The sequence below is a fragment of the Actinoplanes sp. HUAS TT8 genome, assembly GCF_051380535.1.
In the GTDB taxonomy this organism is placed as follows: domain Bacteria; phylum Actinomycetota; class Actinomycetes; order Mycobacteriales; family Micromonosporaceae; genus Actinoplanes.
Map to the genome: position 1 here is coordinate 9,025,325 of NZ_CP195646.1, position 15,029 is coordinate 9,040,353.

Genomic DNA, 15,029 nt, shown 5'->3' on the forward strand with positions numbered 1-15,029 from the left:
ACCCCCTGAGAGCCGGGTGCCAGGCCTCACGTCGGCGCCACGCGGCGGGCGCTGCTGCGGCCGTACCCAATGGGAATTTGAATTTCAGGCGACGCCCGGCTGGGGCCGGTTCTCCCACTTGGTGGAGAGGGCAATGGCGGTGCGGGTGGAGGCGACGCCGGGCGTGCGGTTGATCCGGACAATCAGCTGCTCCAGCTCCGCGATCGTGCCGACCCGGACGATCAGTTGGTACGACTCCACGCCGGCCATGAAATAGCAGCTCTCGACCTCGGGCATGGCCCGCACGGCGGCGAGCACGTCGTCGGTGTCGGCGCCGGAATCCTCGACGATGCCGATCAACGCGGTGACACCGAGACCGACCGCCTCGTGGTCGACGTCAGCCCGGTAGCCACGAATGGTGCCGGCGGCTTCGAGCTTACCCACACGCTCGTGCACCGCGGGGGCGGAGAGCCCGACCTTGCGGGCCAGTTCGGCGTACGACGAGCGCGCGTTCTCCCGTAGCAGGTCGATCAGCCGGAGGTCGATGGAGTCCATGCCTGAAACCCTAATCGGGTGGCTCCCCGGCACTCACGCCCGGTAGCGGCGAATGGGGGGCAGGATAATGATCGTTGTCGCAATCGGGGCTTTTTCCGCATTTCACGGACTTGCTTCAGGGGCGGTGCTCTAATGGCTTTACGTCCCGATCGAGCATGCCGACACTCACCGTGACCACCGGCCGCTCCAGAAAAACAGAACCGAGGAGGGGGTTGTGGACACTGGAGACCGTCTGCTCACACCCGGTGAGGTGGCCGCATTGTTCCGCGTCGATCCGAAAACGGTGACACGCTGGGCGGCAGCCGGGCGTATCGGCAGCATCCGTACTCCGGGTGGACACCGCCGATTCCGCGAATCCGAAGTCAAGGCCCTTCTTGAGGGCGACGGCGTGATCGAGGAGATGCGCGAGGACGACGCGGCGAACAAGCCGCGGAACAGCGGCCCGACCAACCCGGGTGCGGGTTACGGCCCGCCGAACGGTCTGCGCTAGCGCTCACCGATCTGTCCGCTCCATCGCCGCATCAGGGTGTGTTCCACCCCTAGCGAGTCCAGCACCTTGCCCGCAATGAAATCGATGAGTTGCTGTGCGGTGGCGTCTGCACCGGACCCGTAGAAACCGGGACTGGCCGGCAGCACCACCGCACCGCCATCGATGAGGGCGATCAAATGCTCCAGGTGACTGCGGGTGACCGGAGTTTCCCGCGGCACCACCACAGTCTTCCGGCGTTCCTTCAGATTGACCTCGGCCGCGCGCTGCAGCAGGTCCTTCGAGAGGCCGATGGCGATCCCCGCGCAGGCCGCGGTGCTCGCCGGAACCACGGCCATGCCCTTCGCCGGATAGGAACCACTGCTCGGCCCGGCCGCCAGATCATTGGCCGGCCAATACGTCAGATCGCCGAGATCACGGCCGAGCCAGGCGGCGACGTCGTCCTTCCAATGCGCGTCCCGGATCGTGGCGCCGGTCTCGTCCAGCAGCGTCAACCGGGCCGCCCGGGAGACGACCAGGTCGACCGACTCGCCGGCGTCCAGCAGCCCTCCGATCACTGCCTTCGCATACGGGGTGCCGGAGGCGCCGGAGACGCCGACGATCCAGGGTTCGCGCATGCCTCCAGTGTGCTACCTGTTGCCGGTGAGCAGGGCCGAGGTGGGGAACGCCTCATCCGCCGGAATCCACTTCTCCGGGTCGGCCGGGTCGGCTGCGGTGATTGCCCGGGCGAGCTTCTCGGTCTCGGACACCGCAGGGCCCTGACCGAGGATCCGCAGCCGGAAACCATCGGTCAGCGCGCGTTCGCACCGGCCCGGACCGACCAGGCAGTTCAGCTTCTCCGGGGCGGGGTCCTCGCCCGGGATCGACTTGTTGACGCCGATGGTGATCACTTTCTCGACCTTCCCCGGTGGATACATGCGGCTCGGGCTGGCGAGGATCGTCTCGACCTGCGCGGCGGGCACGAACGTGGCAAAGGATCCATCGGTGCTGGACCGCAGCGTGATCAGTCGATAGTCCGCGGGGACGTAACCGACCTTCAACGGGGTGCGCAGGATCTGACCCCCGCCGGGCCGGAACGATCCGGCGATCTTCCGGAGATCGGCCCGTGGCAACGGATCGGCGCCCGGTCGCAGGAAGGCCAGGGCTCCGTCGGCGTACTCCCAGATGAGACCCTCGTCGCTGCTCCGGGTCAGGTAGAACGCCTTACGGCCGTTGATCGGCTCGGCCTCCCGCCTCGTCCAGCCCTTGAAGGCCGGCTGGACCCCGGGCAGATAGGCCTCGAGATCGGCGACGGTGTCGGACGAGCCGGCCGTCCGCACCTCGGCCACGCTCCGATCCATCATCAGAGTGTCGGGATCGGCGATCACGTAGTTACCGGCGGTGAAACCCCGGAATGAGAAGGTGTAGTAGGACGTGGACGGCGTGACCGTCGGCGCCGCGGGCAGAGCGGGCGTGACGGCGGACCCCCGTGGCACGACAAGCGCCACCCCCACCGTCGCCACCACGACCGCCGCGGCGGCAACCCAGGTCGCCTGCCGCCGACGTTTCCGACGCCGGCCCGCGACCACCACGTCGTCGACGTCGTAACGCGGCGGGGGCGCGTCGGCCCGCGCCTCCCACAGCAGGTCAGACAGCTGCTTCATGACGGGCCTCCAACTCGGTGCCGAACATCTGCCGGAGCGTGCCGAGACCACGCGCGGTGTAGACCTTGACGGTCCCCTCGGGGCATTTGAGGGCGGCCGCGGTCTCCTGGACGTTGAGCCCCTCCAGGAACCGCAGCACCAGGACGGCCCGCTGCTTGGCGGGCAGGTGACTCAACGCCTCCCGCATGCGCAGACGCTCGTCCACAGCGCTGGTGCCGTCCGGCTGTTCCCGGTCGGGCATGGCGTGGCTGTGGGCGCGCTCGCGTCGCCACCATGGGCGGCGGGTTTCGTCGATGGCCGCGCGGACCACCGCCGTACGCGCGTAAGTGTCTTGGTTGTCGATGCTGGACCACTTGACGTACAGCTTCGACAGCGCGGCCATCACCGCGTCCTCGGCGGCCTGCCAGTCACCGCACGTGAGGTACGCCAGACCGCGCAGCGATTCCATCCGCGCGGCGACGAACGTCCGGAACTCGGCCTCTCTATCGCTCACGCGGATAAGACGGAGGCGGCGGTCGATCCGGTTACAGCAGGATCAGATCGAGCAGCGCGAAGACGAAGATAGTGATGGCGATGAAGCCGTTCGCGGTGAAGAACGCGCGGTTGACCTTGGAGAGGTCGTTCGCGGTGACCACCACGTGCTGGTAGATCAGGCCGGCCGCGGTCACCGCGAGACCGATCCACCACAGCCAGCTCAGGCCGACCAGCTGGCCGAACGTGACGAACAGCGCGAACGTCACCACGTGCGTGGCCGTGGAGATGTGCAGGGCGGCCGGCACCCCGAAGCGGGCCGGCGTGGAGTGCACGCCGATCTTCCGGTCGACCTCGACGTCCTGGCAGGCGTAGATGATGTCGAAGCCGCCGATCCACAGGCCGACCGCGACGCCGAGCACCCAGGCCGGGCCCGAACCGCTGAACGTCCCGGTGATCGCCAGCCACGCGCCGACCGGGGCGACCGCCTGGGCCAGGGCGAGCACGTAGTGCGGGAAGTTCGTGAACCGCTTCGCGTACGGGTAGACGACCAGCGGGATCACCGCGAGCGGGGACAGCACCAGGCAGAGCGGGTTGAGCAGGCCGGCCGCGACGACCAGGATCACCAGCGAGACGATTGCGCCGGTCCAGGCCGTACGGACGCTCACCGCGCCGGTGACCAGCTCCCGGTTCTGCGTCCGCGGGTTGAGCGCGTCGATCTTCCGGTCCAGGATCCGGTTCGCGGCCATCGCGAACGTACGCCCGGATACCATCGCGACCGTGACCAGCACCAGGTCGAGCCAGTGCCGGCCGGAACCGTCCCGGTCGATCGCGACCAGCGCGGACAGGTAGGCGAACGGCAGCGCGAAGACCGAGTGCTCGATCATGACGAGCCGCAGGAAGGATTTGACCTTCCCCGGTTTTTCCTCGACAGCTGTCACAGCCCGTATTCCTTCCACCGCTTGTCGACGAGGGAGACGACCTCCGGTGACATGATCATCTCTTCTGGCCAGCCTCGCGTATAGCCCTCCGCGGGCAGCTTGCGGGTCGCGTCGACGCCCGCCTTGCCACCCCAGAACTGCTGGTAGGACGAGTGGTCCAGGTGATCCACCGGGCCCTCGGTCAGCAGCAGGTCCCGCGCGTAGTCAACGTTGCCGAAAGCGCGGAACGCGACCTCGTTGTAGTCATGAACGTCACAGTCCTCGTCGACCACCACGATCAGCTTGGTCAGCGACATCAGGTGGGCGCCCCAGATGGCGTTCATCACCTTCTGCGCGTGCTTCGGGTAGCGCTTCTTGATCGACACGATCAGGCAGTTGTGGAAGACACCGGCGGCCGGCATGTCGTAGTCGACGATGTCCGGGATCAGGATCTTGGCGAGCGGCAGGAAGATCCGCTCGGTCGCCTTGCCCAGACCGTGATCCTCCTGCGGCGGCTGCGACGTGACGATCGAGTGGTAGACCGGATCCTTCCGCATCGTCATGCACTCGATGTGCAGCACCGGGAACGGCTCGACCGGCGTGTAGTAACCGGTGTGGTCGCCGAACGGGCCCTCCGGCAGCCGCTCCCCCGGCTCCAGGTAACCCTCAAGGATCACCTGCGCATTCGCCGGGACCTGCAACGGCACGGTCAGGCAGTCGACCATCTCGACCCGCTCGCCGCGCAGGAAACCGGCGAACAGGTACTCGTCGATGTCACCGGGCAGCGGGGCGCTGGCCGCGTAACACACCACCGGGTCGGCGCCGATCGCGATCGCCACCGGCAGACGCTGCCCGAGCCGCTCGGCGACCGCGTGGTGGGCGGTCGAATCCTTGTGGATCTGCCAGTGCATGCCCAGCGTGTTCTTCGAATGCTGCTGCAGGCGGTACAGACCCAGGTTGCGCTTGCCGGTCTCCGGGTGCTTGGTGTGGGTCAGCCCGAAGTTGTGGAAAATCCCGCCGTCACCGGGCCAGACCTGCAGGCCGGGCAGCTTGTTCAGGTCGACCTCGTCGCCCTTGAGCACGACCTCCTGGCAGGGCGCGGACTTCACCTTCTTCGGCGGAACCGACTTGAGCTGCAACACCTTGGCGATGCCCTCGCGGATCCCGGACCAGCCGACCGGCAACTCCGGCTTGGCCAGCGCACCGATCCGGTCGCCGATCTCGTCGAGCGTCTCGACGCCCAACGCCATCGCCATCCGCTTCTCGGTGCCGAACAGGTTGATCGCCACCGGCATCTCGCCGCGCGTCGGCTTCTCGAACAGCAACGCCGGACCGCCGGCGCGGACCGTGCGGGTCACCACCTCGCTGATCTCCAGCGTCGGATCCACCGGCACGCTGACCCGGCGCAGCTCACCGGCCTGCTCCAGCGCGGCGAGGAAGCTCTGCAGATCGGCATAGGGGAACCCACGGGACGCCATGCGCACCAGTCTGGCACCGCGCCGGCACGGCAGCGTGCCGGGGCCGTCACTCGTGATCTGCGATGCGCGTTGAGGGATCGTGACTCTCCGCAGGGTGGCCCGGTGCTTCGCGCTGGGTGGTCTGCTGGCCGCCCTCGCCGTCGTCACCCCGGCCGACTCCGCGCCCGGATCGCGGCTTCCCCTGTGCGGGGTCGCCGGAACAGCCTCAACCCGGCCACCTTCGGGGCCGGCCTCCGCATCGGCGCCGGGTGCCTGCCGGGTCGCTCTCACCGAGTCTTCGGTACGGGCGGAGAAAGCGCCCGGGTTCACGCCCAGCGGCTACCACCACCTCGGGGCCGGTACGAGCACCGAATGGAGCGGGGTGTCCGGGCGGTACACCGTGGTGGACGGGACCGTGCGGGCCGGGACGTACGACTTCGTCGCCGGGCGGTTCATGGTCAAACGGGACCTGGGTAAAGGGAACATCGCCTGGCTGGAAGCCGGATGGGCGGAGACCGGGTGGCGGTCGCCGGGGCAGCCGCACGTGTACACGTACAACACGAACACCAAGGCGTGGCAGTTCTACGACCAGTACCCGATCAAGGCCGGTGACACCGTCTGGCTGGACCTGCACACGGACTCCGGCGGGGTGTGGCAGGCGTGGCTGTGGTGGAGCAACCGGTGGAACCTGCTCACCGCGCAGAAGCTGCCGATCGGGGGCAGCGCGTTCGTCGAGCAGTACGTCGAGGTGCACGTGGACGCCGGGAAGCCGGGGAGGATCGACGTGCCGCCGGTGAAGGTGGACAACGTGCAGCTGCGGCCGCCGGCCGGGGGCGTGTCCCGATTCTGGCGCGAAGATGTGGGCACTCTGACCGGGGTCGCTCCCGGCCAGCAGCAACAGTCCGGCGGCTACTGCCTGAACTGGGTCACCCGCTACGACACCTGGAACGCCGGCGACTGCCCCGAAAGCACCCCCACCCGCTCACCCACCGCCCTCCGCCCCACCCCCTGACCCACTCCCCAGCTGGTGCTGACGGCTACTCTCGGCCCCCAAAACAGCCCTCAGCACCAGCCGAGCACCGCGACCCACACCGCGAGCCGAACCAGCGCGGGGCTTGCGGCGCCAGCTGGTACTGAGGGCTGCTCTCGGCCCCCAAAACAGCCCCCAGCACCAGCCGAGCACCGCGACCCACACCGCGAGCCGAACCAGCGCGGGGCTTGCGGCGCCAGCTGGTACTGACGGCTGCTCTCGCCCCTCAAAACAGCCCTCAGCGCCAGCCGAGCAGCGCGGCCCGCACCGCGAGCCGGGCCTGCGCGGGGCTTGCGGCGCCGGCTGGTGCTGAGGGCTGTTTTTGGGTCTGAAAACAGCCCTCAGCACCAGCTGGGGTGTGGGGGCGCGGCTGGGGGTGCGTGGCGGCGGGGTTGCGTGGGTTGTGGCGGCGGGACTGGGGGTGGCGGCGGAGGGCGTGGGTGGGTTTGTTGGTTTGAGCGTGACCAAAAGACCACGTCGCCCTTTCGAGCGTCGCGTTTTGGCCGCGCCAGCGGCCTGCGAGGGTCGGAAGGGTCCCCGCGGGAGCGACGATCTGGACCACGGCGGAGCTAGGACATGAAGATCTTGAATTTGATCTTCGACGACAACGGCCCGCGACAAGAGGTCGCGGGCCGGATTGCCGAAAACGATCAGCGGGCGTTGGCGTAGCTGTGGAGGCCTTCGAAGAAGAGGTTGACGCCGAAGAGATTCATCAGCATCGTCACGAAGCCGAGCAGGGCGATCCACGTCGCGACCGTGCGCTTGACGCTCGGGGTGGCGCGGGCGTGCAGGTAGGCCGCGTAGACGACCCAGGAGATGAACGCCCAGACCTCCTTCGGGTCCCAGCCCCAGTAACGGCCCCAGGACGCCTCGGCCCACAGCGGGCCGGCGATCAGCGCGCCGAAGGTGAACAGCGGGAACGCGAACGCGTGCAGGCGGAACGTGAGCCGTTCGAGCACGACGGCCGGGGTGGGTACGCGCTTGCCGAGGGTGTACGGGAAGCTGCGCTTGCCCTCGTCGTAACCGTTTTTGATCAGGAACATCAGCGCCGGCACCGCGCCGATCAGGAAGATGCCGGACGAGATGATCACCGTCGAGACGTGGACGATGAACCAGTACGAGTGCAGGGCCGGGACCAGCGGGCCGACCGGGGTGTAGGCGACCAGGGCGGCCGCGCCGAGCAGGACCACCAGGGCCAGCGAGGAGAACAGGCCCAGGTGGCGCAGGGCCGGGCGGCGCAGGAGCACGCCCACCCAGACCGCCGACCCGACGAAGGTGGCGGACAGGATGTACTCGTACATGTTGCCCCAGGGCATGCGGTCGGCCGCGACGCCGCGGGTGACCAGCGTGCCCAGGTGCAGGAGCAGAGCCAGGATGTTGAGGCCGGCGGCGATGCGACCGGACCACTCACCGCGACCGATTCTGGTCACGGGCGCGACCGGCGTGACCGGTGCGTCGTCCGGGACGTCGGTGTCGACCGGCGCTCCGGCGCCGACCAGCTGCCGGGCCGGCCGGGCGGCCGCCTTGCCGATCACGCTGCGACGGCCGAACGCGTACTCACCCGCGTAACAGATCATCGCGGCCAGGTAAGCCAGCACGGTCAGCGCCATGAGCTGGTTGGACAACTCCGCCATCAGGGCGTTCCTTCCTCGGCGTGCCCGTCATCCGTGGCGGGCCCGGTCAGCGCGGCGAATTCGGCCGCGAACCCCGGATAGTCGGTTCGGGGCAGACCACCGGCTTCGATCACGCTACCGCCGGCTTCCTGATCGTTGGCTGGGGATCCCGTGTTCCCGGCCGCGGGCATCACCCGGAACCAGATGCGGCGGCGGTGGCCGAACAGGGAGAGCATCAGACCCATCAGTCCGAGCACGGCCCCGACCAGCAGCAACGACTGGGTGGGGTCGTACCGGATGGACAGCGTCGCGTACTTGCGGGTGCCGACGAACTCCAGCTTGGTGCCGTCGTCCAGGGTCCACGACTGGCCCGGCTTGAGGGCCTGCGGGCGGTCGCCGCTCACCTTCTTCAGTTCGCCGTTGGTGATCTGGGTGCGATCCAGCGCGTACACCGAACCGGATTTGCCGACGTCGAGTCCCAGGTTGCCGCGGTATGCGGCCAGGTAGAGCTCCGGGTTGTTCTCGGCCGGGAACTTCGAGACGGCGGTGCCGTCGTCACCCCCGGTCGGCAGGAAGACTCCCTCGAAGCCGACCTGCAGCTGGTCGTCGCGCTTGTTGGTCTTCGGGTCGATGTTGACGTCCGGGAACTGGGCGACACCCTCGCTGGTCTGCATGCCGTCGGTGGGCAGGAACGGGACGATCTTCTGCTGCGAGACGCCGTAGCGGTCGGTGTAGCGCAGCACCACCGCGTAACCCTGACCGATCAGATGCACGTTGGCGTGGTGCAGCCGCAGCGGGTCGTTGACCGTGAAGTCCACCTTCCGGTAGTCCCCCGACCCCTCCTTGACCTCGGCGTGGGCCAGGAAGGACTTGGGCTGGCCGGTGCTCTGGTAGGTGGCGTCGAACTCGGTCATCCGCATGCAGAACTTCGGCAGGTCGGCCGCGGTGACCCGCGGGCCGAGCGAGGAGTCGTCGTACTGCGTGATCGAGTTGCAGAACCCCTGGTCCTCGCCGGTGACCAGGATCCGGTTGCCGTGCCAGCCGTACCAGTGACCGAAACCGACCCCGATCAGCACCGACAGCAGCGCGAAGTGGAAGAGCAGGTTGCCGGTTTCCTTGAGGTAGCCCTTCTCGGCGGCGACCGAGAACCCGCCGCCCGGCAGCTCGCGCACCCGGGTGCGGAACATCTTGCGGCGCAGCGTGCGGGCCAGCGTGTCGGCGGTGTCGGCCGGGGACTCCGGCACGTCCCGCGCCGGGGCGTGCTGAGGCAGGCGGTCCAGCCGTTTCGGCGCCTCCGGCGGCACGGTCCGCAGCGCGCGGGCGTGATCGCGCAGCCGGGGCAGCACGCAGCCGATCAGCGAGGTGAACAGCAGCAGGTAGATGGAGGCGAACCAGGGCGACCCGAAGACGTCGAAGCCGCCCAGCCGGCTGACCCACGGGGCCAGCTGGGGGTGGGCCGTGTAGTACTGCGACACGCGCTCGCGGTTGACCGCGGTCTGCGGGAAGTAGGAGCCCGGGATCGCCGCGACGGCCAGCAGGAAGAGCAGCACCAGGGCGGTACGCATGCTCGTCAGCTGCCGCCACGAGTTGCGCAGCAGGGCCCAGAACGGGTTCACCCGGCGCGGCGGCGGGGCCTCGGCGGTCTCGGGACGTTCCTCCACGACGGTCACAGCAGCGTCCCCGCTCCGAAGTCGAACGAGGTCTGCAGCCAGATCAGGAAGTGGTTCCACTGGCCGCTGACCAGGGTGACCCCGACGACGATGAGCAGCGCGCCGCCGACCCGGGTCACCCACTGGCTGTTGCGGCGGATCGCCTGGAAGACGCCCAGCAACTTGCGGAAGAAGAGCCCGAACAGGATGAACGGGACGCCGAGCCCCAGGCTGAACGCGATCGCCAGGGTCACCGCGCGGTTGGTCTGACCGGTGGTGGTGGCCAGGCCGATCACGGCGCCGAGGGTCGGGCCGACGCACGGTGTCCAGGAGAGCGCGAAGATCGCGCCGAACACCGGGGCGCCGAGCAGGCCGGCCGCCGGGAGCTTGCTGATCCGGGCCTGGCGCTGCAGTCCCGGGATCCAGCCCAGGTAGGCCAGGCCCAGGATGATGATCAGCACGCCGAGGATCAGGTTCAGCGTGTCCTGGTTGGTCTTGAGGCTGAACACCACGTTCGACACCAGGGTGATGATCAGCGTGAAGACCACGGTGAAGCCGAGCACGAAGAGCAGGCTCCCGGCCAGGACGCGGCTCTTCAGCGTCACCGTCCGGGTCGTGCCGGCGTCCTCCTTGGTGCCGACCACCGCTTCGAGATCGGACCCGGCCAGGCCGGTCACGTACGAGATGTAGCCCGGGACCAGCGGCAACACGCACGGCGAGAGGATGCTGACCAGGCCCGCGAGCAGGGCCGCGCCGATGGCCAGCAGCAGCGGGCCGCTGCTGGCGGTGTTCTCGAACGCGGTGCCCATCAGCCGGCCGCCTCCGCCGCCACCCGTTCGACCAGGGGTTGCAGCTCGGCGGCGGTGGTCGAGCGCCGCAGCGCGACCGCGATCCGGCCCTGACGGTCCAGGATCAGGGTGGCCGGGGTGCTCGTCTGGGTCACGTCGAACTTCAGCGCGACGTCACCGTCGTAGTCGTAGACGCTCGGGTACGTGACCCGGCCCTTCTCGAACGCCTTGGCCGAGTCCTTGTCGTCGCGCGAGTTGATCCCCAGGAACGTCACGTTCTTCGCCTTGGTGGCCTGGTAGGTCGACTCCAGGTCGGCCGCCTCGGCGCGACACGGGGCGCACCAGGAACCCCAGAAGTTGACCACGACGACCTTGCCGCGGTCGGTGGAGATGTCATACGTCCCGCCGTCCAGCAGCTCGCCGGTGACCGCGCCGACCTGCGGCCGGTTCGCCGCGTCGCACTCCACCACGCCCTTGGTGGTGGTGCAGTTCTTCGCCCAGTTGTCCCCGCCGCAACCGGCCAGGACGCCGGCCGTGGCGGTGGCGGCGAGGGTGACGGCGAGCAGGCGGCGCACGGTCACGCTCCCTTGGCGGTCTTGGCGGTCGCGGAGAGGGCGACCAGGTGCGCGGCCGGCTCGGTGTAGTCGATACCGACCACCTTGGACCCCTCGAAGCGGAACGAGGTCAGGCTGGCCAGACCACACTGCCGCTTACGCGGATCGTGCCAGAGACGCTTGCCCTCGACATACCTCCGCAGTGTCCAGATCGGCAGCTGGTGGGAGACACAGACCGCCTCATGGCCCTCGGCGGCGACCCGGGCCGCCTGCAGCGCCTCGAACATGCGCTGGGCGATCGCGATATACGCCTCGCCCCAGGACGGGGTGATCGGGTCGCGCAGCACCCACCAGTTCCGCGGGTTGCTGAACGCGCCGTCACCGACCGAGACCTTCTTGCCCTCGAAGAAGTTCGCGCTCTCGATCAGCCGCACGTCGGTGGCCGTCTCCAGCTTGAACTCGGCCGAGATCGGGGCGGCCGTCTCCTGCGCGCGCTCCAGCGGGCTGGCCACGACGTGCGTCACGTCCCGGCCGGACAGCGCCTGAGCGGCGGCTTTGGCCATCTGGTGACCCAGCTCGGAGAGGTGGAAGTCGGGCAGACGGCCGTACAGGATCTTGGTGGGGTTGAAGACCTCGCCGTGCCGGAACACGTGCACGGTCGTCTTGGTCAACTCGGTCACGCCTTACTCCCCTGCAGCGGCTCGCGCCGCGTATGGCAACGCTGAAGCGATCTGTTCCAGGGCCGCGTCGTCGATCGCCGTCGACACGAACCACGACTCGAAGGCGCTCGGCGGCAGGTAGACGCCCCGCGCCAGCATGGTGTGGAAGAACGCCTTGAACGCCGCGGCGTCCTGCGTCTTCGCCGAGTCGTAGTCGACAACCGCGGTCTCGGTGAAGAAGATCGAAAACATATTGCCCGCGTACGACACGTGGTGCGGGACACCGGCCGCGCTCAGCGCCGAGGTGGCCAGCGAACCGATCGTGGTGGCGAGCTCGTCCAGGCGCTTGTAGACGTCGGCGTCGGCCAGCCGCAGCGAGGCCAGGCCGGCCGCGCAGGCCAGCGGGTTCCCGGAGAGCGTGCCGGCCTGGTAGACCGGGCCGGCCGGGGCGAGGCGGGACATGATCTCCCGCCGGCCGCCGAAGGCCGCCGCGGGCAGGCCGCCACCCATCACCTTGCCGAAGGTGAACAGGTCGGCGTCGACCGGGTGCAGCCCGGCCCAGCCGCCGGCCGAGACGCGGAAGCCGGTCATCACCTCGTCGATGATCAGCAGGGCGCCGTTGGCGTGGGCGATCTCGGCCAGCTTCTGGTTGAAGCCGTCGCGCGGGGTGACTACGCCCATGTTGCCGGGGGCGGCCTCGGTGATGATCGCCGCAATCTCGGCGCCGTCCTGCGCGAAGGCGGCGGTCACCGCGTCGATGTCGTTGTACGGCAGCACGATCGTCTCGCTCGCCGCCGCGCCGGTGACGCCGGGCGAGTCGGGTAGCCCCAGCGTCGCCACGCCCGAGCCGGCCGCGGCCAGCAGCGCGTCCACATGCCCGTGGTAGCAACCGGCGAACTTCACCACTTTCGACCGGCCGGTGTAGCCACGGGCCAGCCGGATCGCCGTCATCGTCGCCTCGGTGCCGGAGTTGACCAGGCGCACCTCCTGGACCGACGTGCGCCGGACGATCTCCTCGGCCAGGTCGACCTCGCCCTCGGTGGGCGTGCCGAAGCTGGTGCCGAGCGCGGCCGCGGCCTGCACGGCGGCGACGATCTCGGGGTGGGCGTGACCGTGGATCAGCGGGCCCCACGAGCAGACCAGGTCCACATAACGCCGGCCGTCGACGTCGGTCAGCCAGGCGCCGCTGCCCTGGGCCATGAAGCGCGGCGTGCCACCGACCGCGCGGAACGCCCGCACAGGTGAATTCACCCCGCCGGGGACGATGGCCTGGGCGCGGTCGAACAGGGCCTGGGAGACCGGGGCGTCCTCCGGGTACGGAAGATCCGCGGTGGGATATGTCGTGGTCACAGCGGTTCCCATTCTGTCAGCGGGCACGGTCGCCTATGTTGAGAGGGTTGTTCACATCACCGGATGATGTCCGGATCGGCCCGGTTCGACCGCGCCGGACGGGCCGATTCGCCCCCAAGAGGATAGGCTGGCCGCGTGGAGCGAGCCGAGCTGTCCATCACGGTTCAGACCGCCCCGGACGAGGTAACCATGCTGCTCGCCGGGGAGATCGACGTGCTCACGGTCACCGAGCTGTCCACGCTCGTGAATGAGGTGCTCGCCGCCGAGCCGCCGGGCCGCATCGTGCTCGACATGGCCGGGGTCACGTTCTGCGACTCCCAGGGCCTGGGCACGCTGGTCGTCCTCAGCCGCAAGGCGCAGCACAACCAGACCGTGCTGGCGCTGGCCAACGTGGGTGACTTCCTGATGCGGGTGCTGGACATCACCGGCCTGCGGTCGGCGCTCATGATCACCACCCCCTGACCCGCGGCGGTTCCGATCGGGCACGCTCCCGATGCTGCCACAGCAACCTGGGCGCAGGTTCAGGCATCGCGTCGCCTGTGGACAACGCCTCAAACCCGGGGACTGCCTGTGGACGAACGGTGTCAGCCGAAGGTGCCGCTGACCGTCAGCTGGGCCCCGGATCCGCTGGTCGCGGCCGCGGAGTAGGTGTCCGCGCCGGCATCGCGACCGCCGGACGCGTACGTGTACCGGGCGAAGAACGTGTACGTCCCGGGCACGATCGTGTCCCCCGACGAGAGCGTGAAGTGATACACCAGCGCGCCCGCCTCCTCGGTGACCGCGCTGTTCACGCTCGCGCCGGGCACCTGCTGACTGCCGCCCCGACCCACCAGCTCGGCCGTCTTGGCCACCCGGATGGTCACGTCGAGAGCGGTCAACGACTCGCTCGTCTTGATCGTGACCACGCTGCTGGCCTGCGTCTTCCCGCCCACGTCGACCGACCCGTCGGACCAGAGCGGCCCCATCGCGGTGGTGTCGGCCGGCGGAGCGCTGCTCACCGACGGTGACGAGGACGGGCTCGGCCGGTGGCTCTGGCTCTTCGTGGTCCGGCTGGGCTTCGGCGCGGCGCTCTCGCTCGCGGCCGCGGACGGAGCGACCGTGGCGGTGACGGGTGGGGGCGGCGGAGTCGGCCGGCTGGATCCCGTTCCGCCGGCCAGTGCCCATTGGGCGAAACCGCCGCCCCCGATGACGGCGGCCACGGCCGCCGCCGCTCCGGCGATCCGGACCCGGGGCGCGCGCCGTCGCGCCGCCTGGTTCCGCATCGCGGTCTGAGTGACCCGGTTCAGGATCACGGCGCGGTCGGGCTGGTGGGCCGCCGCCTCGGCGCGCAGAACCGCGCGCAGCTCGTCGTCGGTGAGCATCACGCCGCCGCCTCCCATCCGTTGATCCGGGCCAGACTTCCACCGAGCATCTCGGCCAGTTGTTTCGCTCCGCGCGAGGTCGCGCTCTTCACCGCGCCCTCGGAGATCCCGAGGGTGGTGGCGACCTCACGCTCGGACATGTCGAACGCGTATCGCAGGACCACGCAGGCCCGCCGCCGATGGGGCAGCTTGGCCAGGGCCCGCCGGACGTCCAGGACGACCGGGACGTCCGACTCCGGCGCCCGTTTCAGGACCTCCAGGGAGAACAGGCGCTCCCGGCTGCGCCGGCGGATCCAATTCCGGGCGACATTCATCAAGATCCCATGCCCGTACGCGGCGGGGTCGTCCGCCGACTGCACGCGGTCCCAGTGCCGCCACACCTCGGTCATCGCGTCCGCGGCGAGGTCGTCGGCGGCCGAGGCGTCCCCGACCATCAGGTACGCCAGCCGCGACAACGAGTCGTAGTGACTCTCGAAGTACGCGTGGTAGGCGGCGTCGCGCATCGGGACCCTT

Annotated in this window: 17 protein-coding genes; 3 read left to right on the forward strand and 14 right to left on the reverse strand. The window is 69.3% G+C overall.

Features of this window, described 5'->3' with window-relative positions; genetic code table 11:
• Positions 1-84: 84 nt before the first annotated feature.
• The gene (locus tag ACSHV8_RS40135; protein WP_203748750.1) at positions 85-534 is read right to left on the reverse strand and encodes an Lrp/AsnC family transcriptional regulator; all 450 of its coding nucleotides are present in this window, start codon (positions 532-534) and stop codon (positions 85-87) included.
• A gap of 214 nt (positions 535-748) precedes the next feature.
• On the opposite strand from ACSHV8_RS40135, the gene ACSHV8_RS40140 reads away from it, so the two are divergent.
• Positions 749-1,024, forward strand: coding sequence for a BldC family transcriptional regulator (locus tag ACSHV8_RS40140; RefSeq protein ID WP_185038736.1), 276 nt, complete (start codon positions 749-751; stop codon positions 1,022-1,024).
• Here ACSHV8_RS40140 and ACSHV8_RS40145 read toward each other — a convergent pair.
• From ACSHV8_RS40145 to ACSHV8_RS40165, 5 genes are read right to left on the reverse strand one after another with little or no spacing between them, the layout of a single operon-like run.
• The gene (locus tag ACSHV8_RS40145; protein ID WP_436524745.1) at positions 1,021-1,638 is read right to left on the reverse strand and encodes a UbiX family flavin prenyltransferase; all 618 of its coding nucleotides are present in this window, start codon (positions 1,636-1,638) and stop codon (positions 1,021-1,023) included. The genes ACSHV8_RS40140 and ACSHV8_RS40145 overlap by 4 nt on opposite strands.
• Before the next feature lie 12 nt (positions 1,639-1,650).
• Positions 1,651-2,664 (reverse strand): hypothetical protein, encoded by a 1,014-nt coding sequence (locus tag ACSHV8_RS40150; protein WP_436524747.1) that lies wholly within the window; start codon positions 2,662-2,664, stop codon positions 1,651-1,653.
• Positions 2,648-3,157 (reverse strand): SigE family RNA polymerase sigma factor, encoded by a 510-nt coding sequence (locus ACSHV8_RS40155; RefSeq protein WP_436524749.1) that lies wholly within the window; start codon positions 3,155-3,157, stop codon positions 2,648-2,650. The genes ACSHV8_RS40150 and ACSHV8_RS40155 overlap by 17 nt, the downstream gene beginning before the upstream one ends.
• Before the next feature lie 31 nt (positions 3,158-3,188).
• Complete coding sequence (mqnP, locus tag ACSHV8_RS40160) at positions 3,189-4,076, reverse strand: menaquinone biosynthesis prenyltransferase MqnP (RefSeq protein WP_436524751.1); 888 nt, start codon at positions 4,074-4,076, stop codon at positions 3,189-3,191.
• Positions 4,073-5,533 (reverse strand): menaquinone biosynthesis decarboxylase, encoded by a 1,461-nt coding sequence (locus ACSHV8_RS40165; RefSeq protein WP_436524753.1) that lies wholly within the window; start codon positions 5,531-5,533, stop codon positions 4,073-4,075. The genes mqnP and ACSHV8_RS40165 overlap by 4 nt, the downstream gene beginning before the upstream one ends.
• Before the next feature lie 79 nt (positions 5,534-5,612).
• Here ACSHV8_RS40165 and ACSHV8_RS40170 point away from each other — a divergent pair, with 79 nt between their 5' ends.
• On the forward strand, positions 5,613-6,524 hold the full coding sequence (locus ACSHV8_RS40170) for a hypothetical protein (protein WP_436524755.1): 912 nt from the start codon (positions 5,613-5,615) through the stop codon (positions 6,522-6,524).
• Positions 6,525-7,192: 668 nt separating this feature from the next.
• On the opposite strand, the gene ccsB is transcribed toward ACSHV8_RS40170, so the two are convergent.
• From ccsB to hemL, 6 genes are read right to left on the reverse strand one after another with little or no spacing between them, the layout of a single operon-like run.
• Positions 7,193-8,176, reverse strand: coding sequence for a c-type cytochrome biogenesis protein CcsB (ccsB, locus tag ACSHV8_RS40175; protein ID WP_436524757.1), 984 nt, complete (start codon positions 8,174-8,176; stop codon positions 7,193-7,195).
• Positions 8,176-9,825 carry a cytochrome c biogenesis protein ResB gene (gene resB / locus ACSHV8_RS40180; protein ID WP_436524759.1) on the reverse strand — a complete coding sequence of 550 codons (1,650 nt, stop codon included), beginning with the start codon at positions 9,823-9,825 and terminating at the stop codon, positions 8,176-8,178. The genes ccsB and resB overlap by 1 nt, the downstream gene beginning before the upstream one ends.
• Positions 9,822-10,613: a cytochrome c biogenesis CcdA family protein gene (locus ACSHV8_RS40185; RefSeq protein WP_436524761.1), complete on the reverse strand. Its 792-nt coding sequence runs from the start codon at positions 10,611-10,613 to the stop codon at positions 9,822-9,824. The genes resB and ACSHV8_RS40185 overlap by 4 nt, the downstream gene beginning before the upstream one ends.
• Complete coding sequence (locus ACSHV8_RS40190; RefSeq protein WP_436524763.1) at positions 10,613-11,167, reverse strand: TlpA family protein disulfide reductase; 555 nt, start codon at positions 11,165-11,167, stop codon at positions 10,613-10,615. Before ACSHV8_RS40190 ends, ACSHV8_RS40185 begins: the two co-directional genes overlap by 1 nt.
• Positions 11,168-11,169: 2 nt before the next feature.
• Entirely contained in the window at positions 11,170-11,817 is a 648-nt protein-coding gene (locus tag ACSHV8_RS40195; protein ID WP_436537126.1) for a histidine phosphatase family protein, read from the reverse strand.
• 12 nt (positions 11,818-11,829) lie between these two features.
• The gene (gene hemL / locus ACSHV8_RS40200; protein WP_436524765.1) at positions 11,830-13,167 is read right to left on the reverse strand and encodes a glutamate-1-semialdehyde 2,1-aminomutase; all 1,338 of its coding nucleotides are present in this window, start codon (positions 13,165-13,167) and stop codon (positions 11,830-11,832) included.
• A gap of 123 nt (positions 13,168-13,290) precedes the next feature.
• Here hemL and ACSHV8_RS40205 point away from each other — a divergent pair, with 123 nt between their 5' ends.
• Positions 13,291-13,617, forward strand: coding sequence for an STAS domain-containing protein (locus tag ACSHV8_RS40205; RefSeq protein ID WP_436524766.1), 327 nt, complete (start codon positions 13,291-13,293; stop codon positions 13,615-13,617).
• A 122-nt stretch (positions 13,618-13,739) separates the two neighbouring features.
• On the opposite strand, the gene ACSHV8_RS40210 is transcribed toward ACSHV8_RS40205, so the two are convergent.
• Together ACSHV8_RS40210 and ACSHV8_RS40215 are read right to left on the reverse strand one after the other, a co-directional pair.
• Positions 13,740-14,519 carry a hypothetical protein gene (locus ACSHV8_RS40210; RefSeq protein WP_436524768.1) on the reverse strand — a complete coding sequence of 260 codons (780 nt, stop codon included), beginning with the start codon at positions 14,517-14,519 and terminating at the stop codon, positions 13,740-13,742.
• Positions 14,516-15,019: a SigE family RNA polymerase sigma factor gene (locus ACSHV8_RS40215; RefSeq protein WP_436524770.1), complete on the reverse strand. Its 504-nt coding sequence runs from the start codon at positions 15,017-15,019 to the stop codon at positions 14,516-14,518. The genes ACSHV8_RS40210 and ACSHV8_RS40215 overlap by 4 nt, the downstream gene beginning before the upstream one ends.
• Positions 15,020-15,029 lie beyond the last annotated feature (10 nt).

Bases quoted from the DNA above. Each gene is read 5' to 3' on its own strand.
- ACSHV8_RS40135 (WP_203748750.1), bottom strand. From the start codon at position 534: ATGGACTCCATCGACCTCCGGCTGATCGACCTGCTACGGGAGAACGCG.
- ACSHV8_RS40145 (WP_436524745.1), bottom strand. From the start codon at position 1,638: ATGCGCGAACCCTGGATCGTCGGCGTCTCCGGCGCCTCCGGCACCCCG.
- ACSHV8_RS40150 (WP_436524747.1), bottom strand. From the start codon at position 2,664: ATGAAGCAGCTGTCTGACCTGCTGTGGGAGGCGCGGGCCGACGCGCCC.
- ACSHV8_RS40165 (WP_436524753.1), bottom strand. From the start codon at position 5,533: ATGGCGTCCCGTGGGTTCCCCTATGCCGATCTGCAGAGCTTCCTCGCC.
- ccsB (WP_436524757.1), bottom strand. From the start codon at position 8,176: ATGGCGGAGTTGTCCAACCAGCTCATGGCGCTGACCGTGCTGGCTTAC.
- ACSHV8_RS40185 (WP_436524761.1), bottom strand. From the start codon at position 10,613: ATGGGCACCGCGTTCGAGAACACCGCCAGCAGCGGCCCGCTGCTGCTG.
- hemL (WP_436524765.1), bottom strand. From the start codon at position 13,167: ATGGGAACCGCTGTGACCACGACATATCCCACCGCGGATCTTCCGTAC.
- ACSHV8_RS40215 (WP_436524770.1), bottom strand. From the start codon at position 15,019: ATGCGCGACGCCGCCTACCACGCGTACTTCGAGAGTCACTACGACTCG.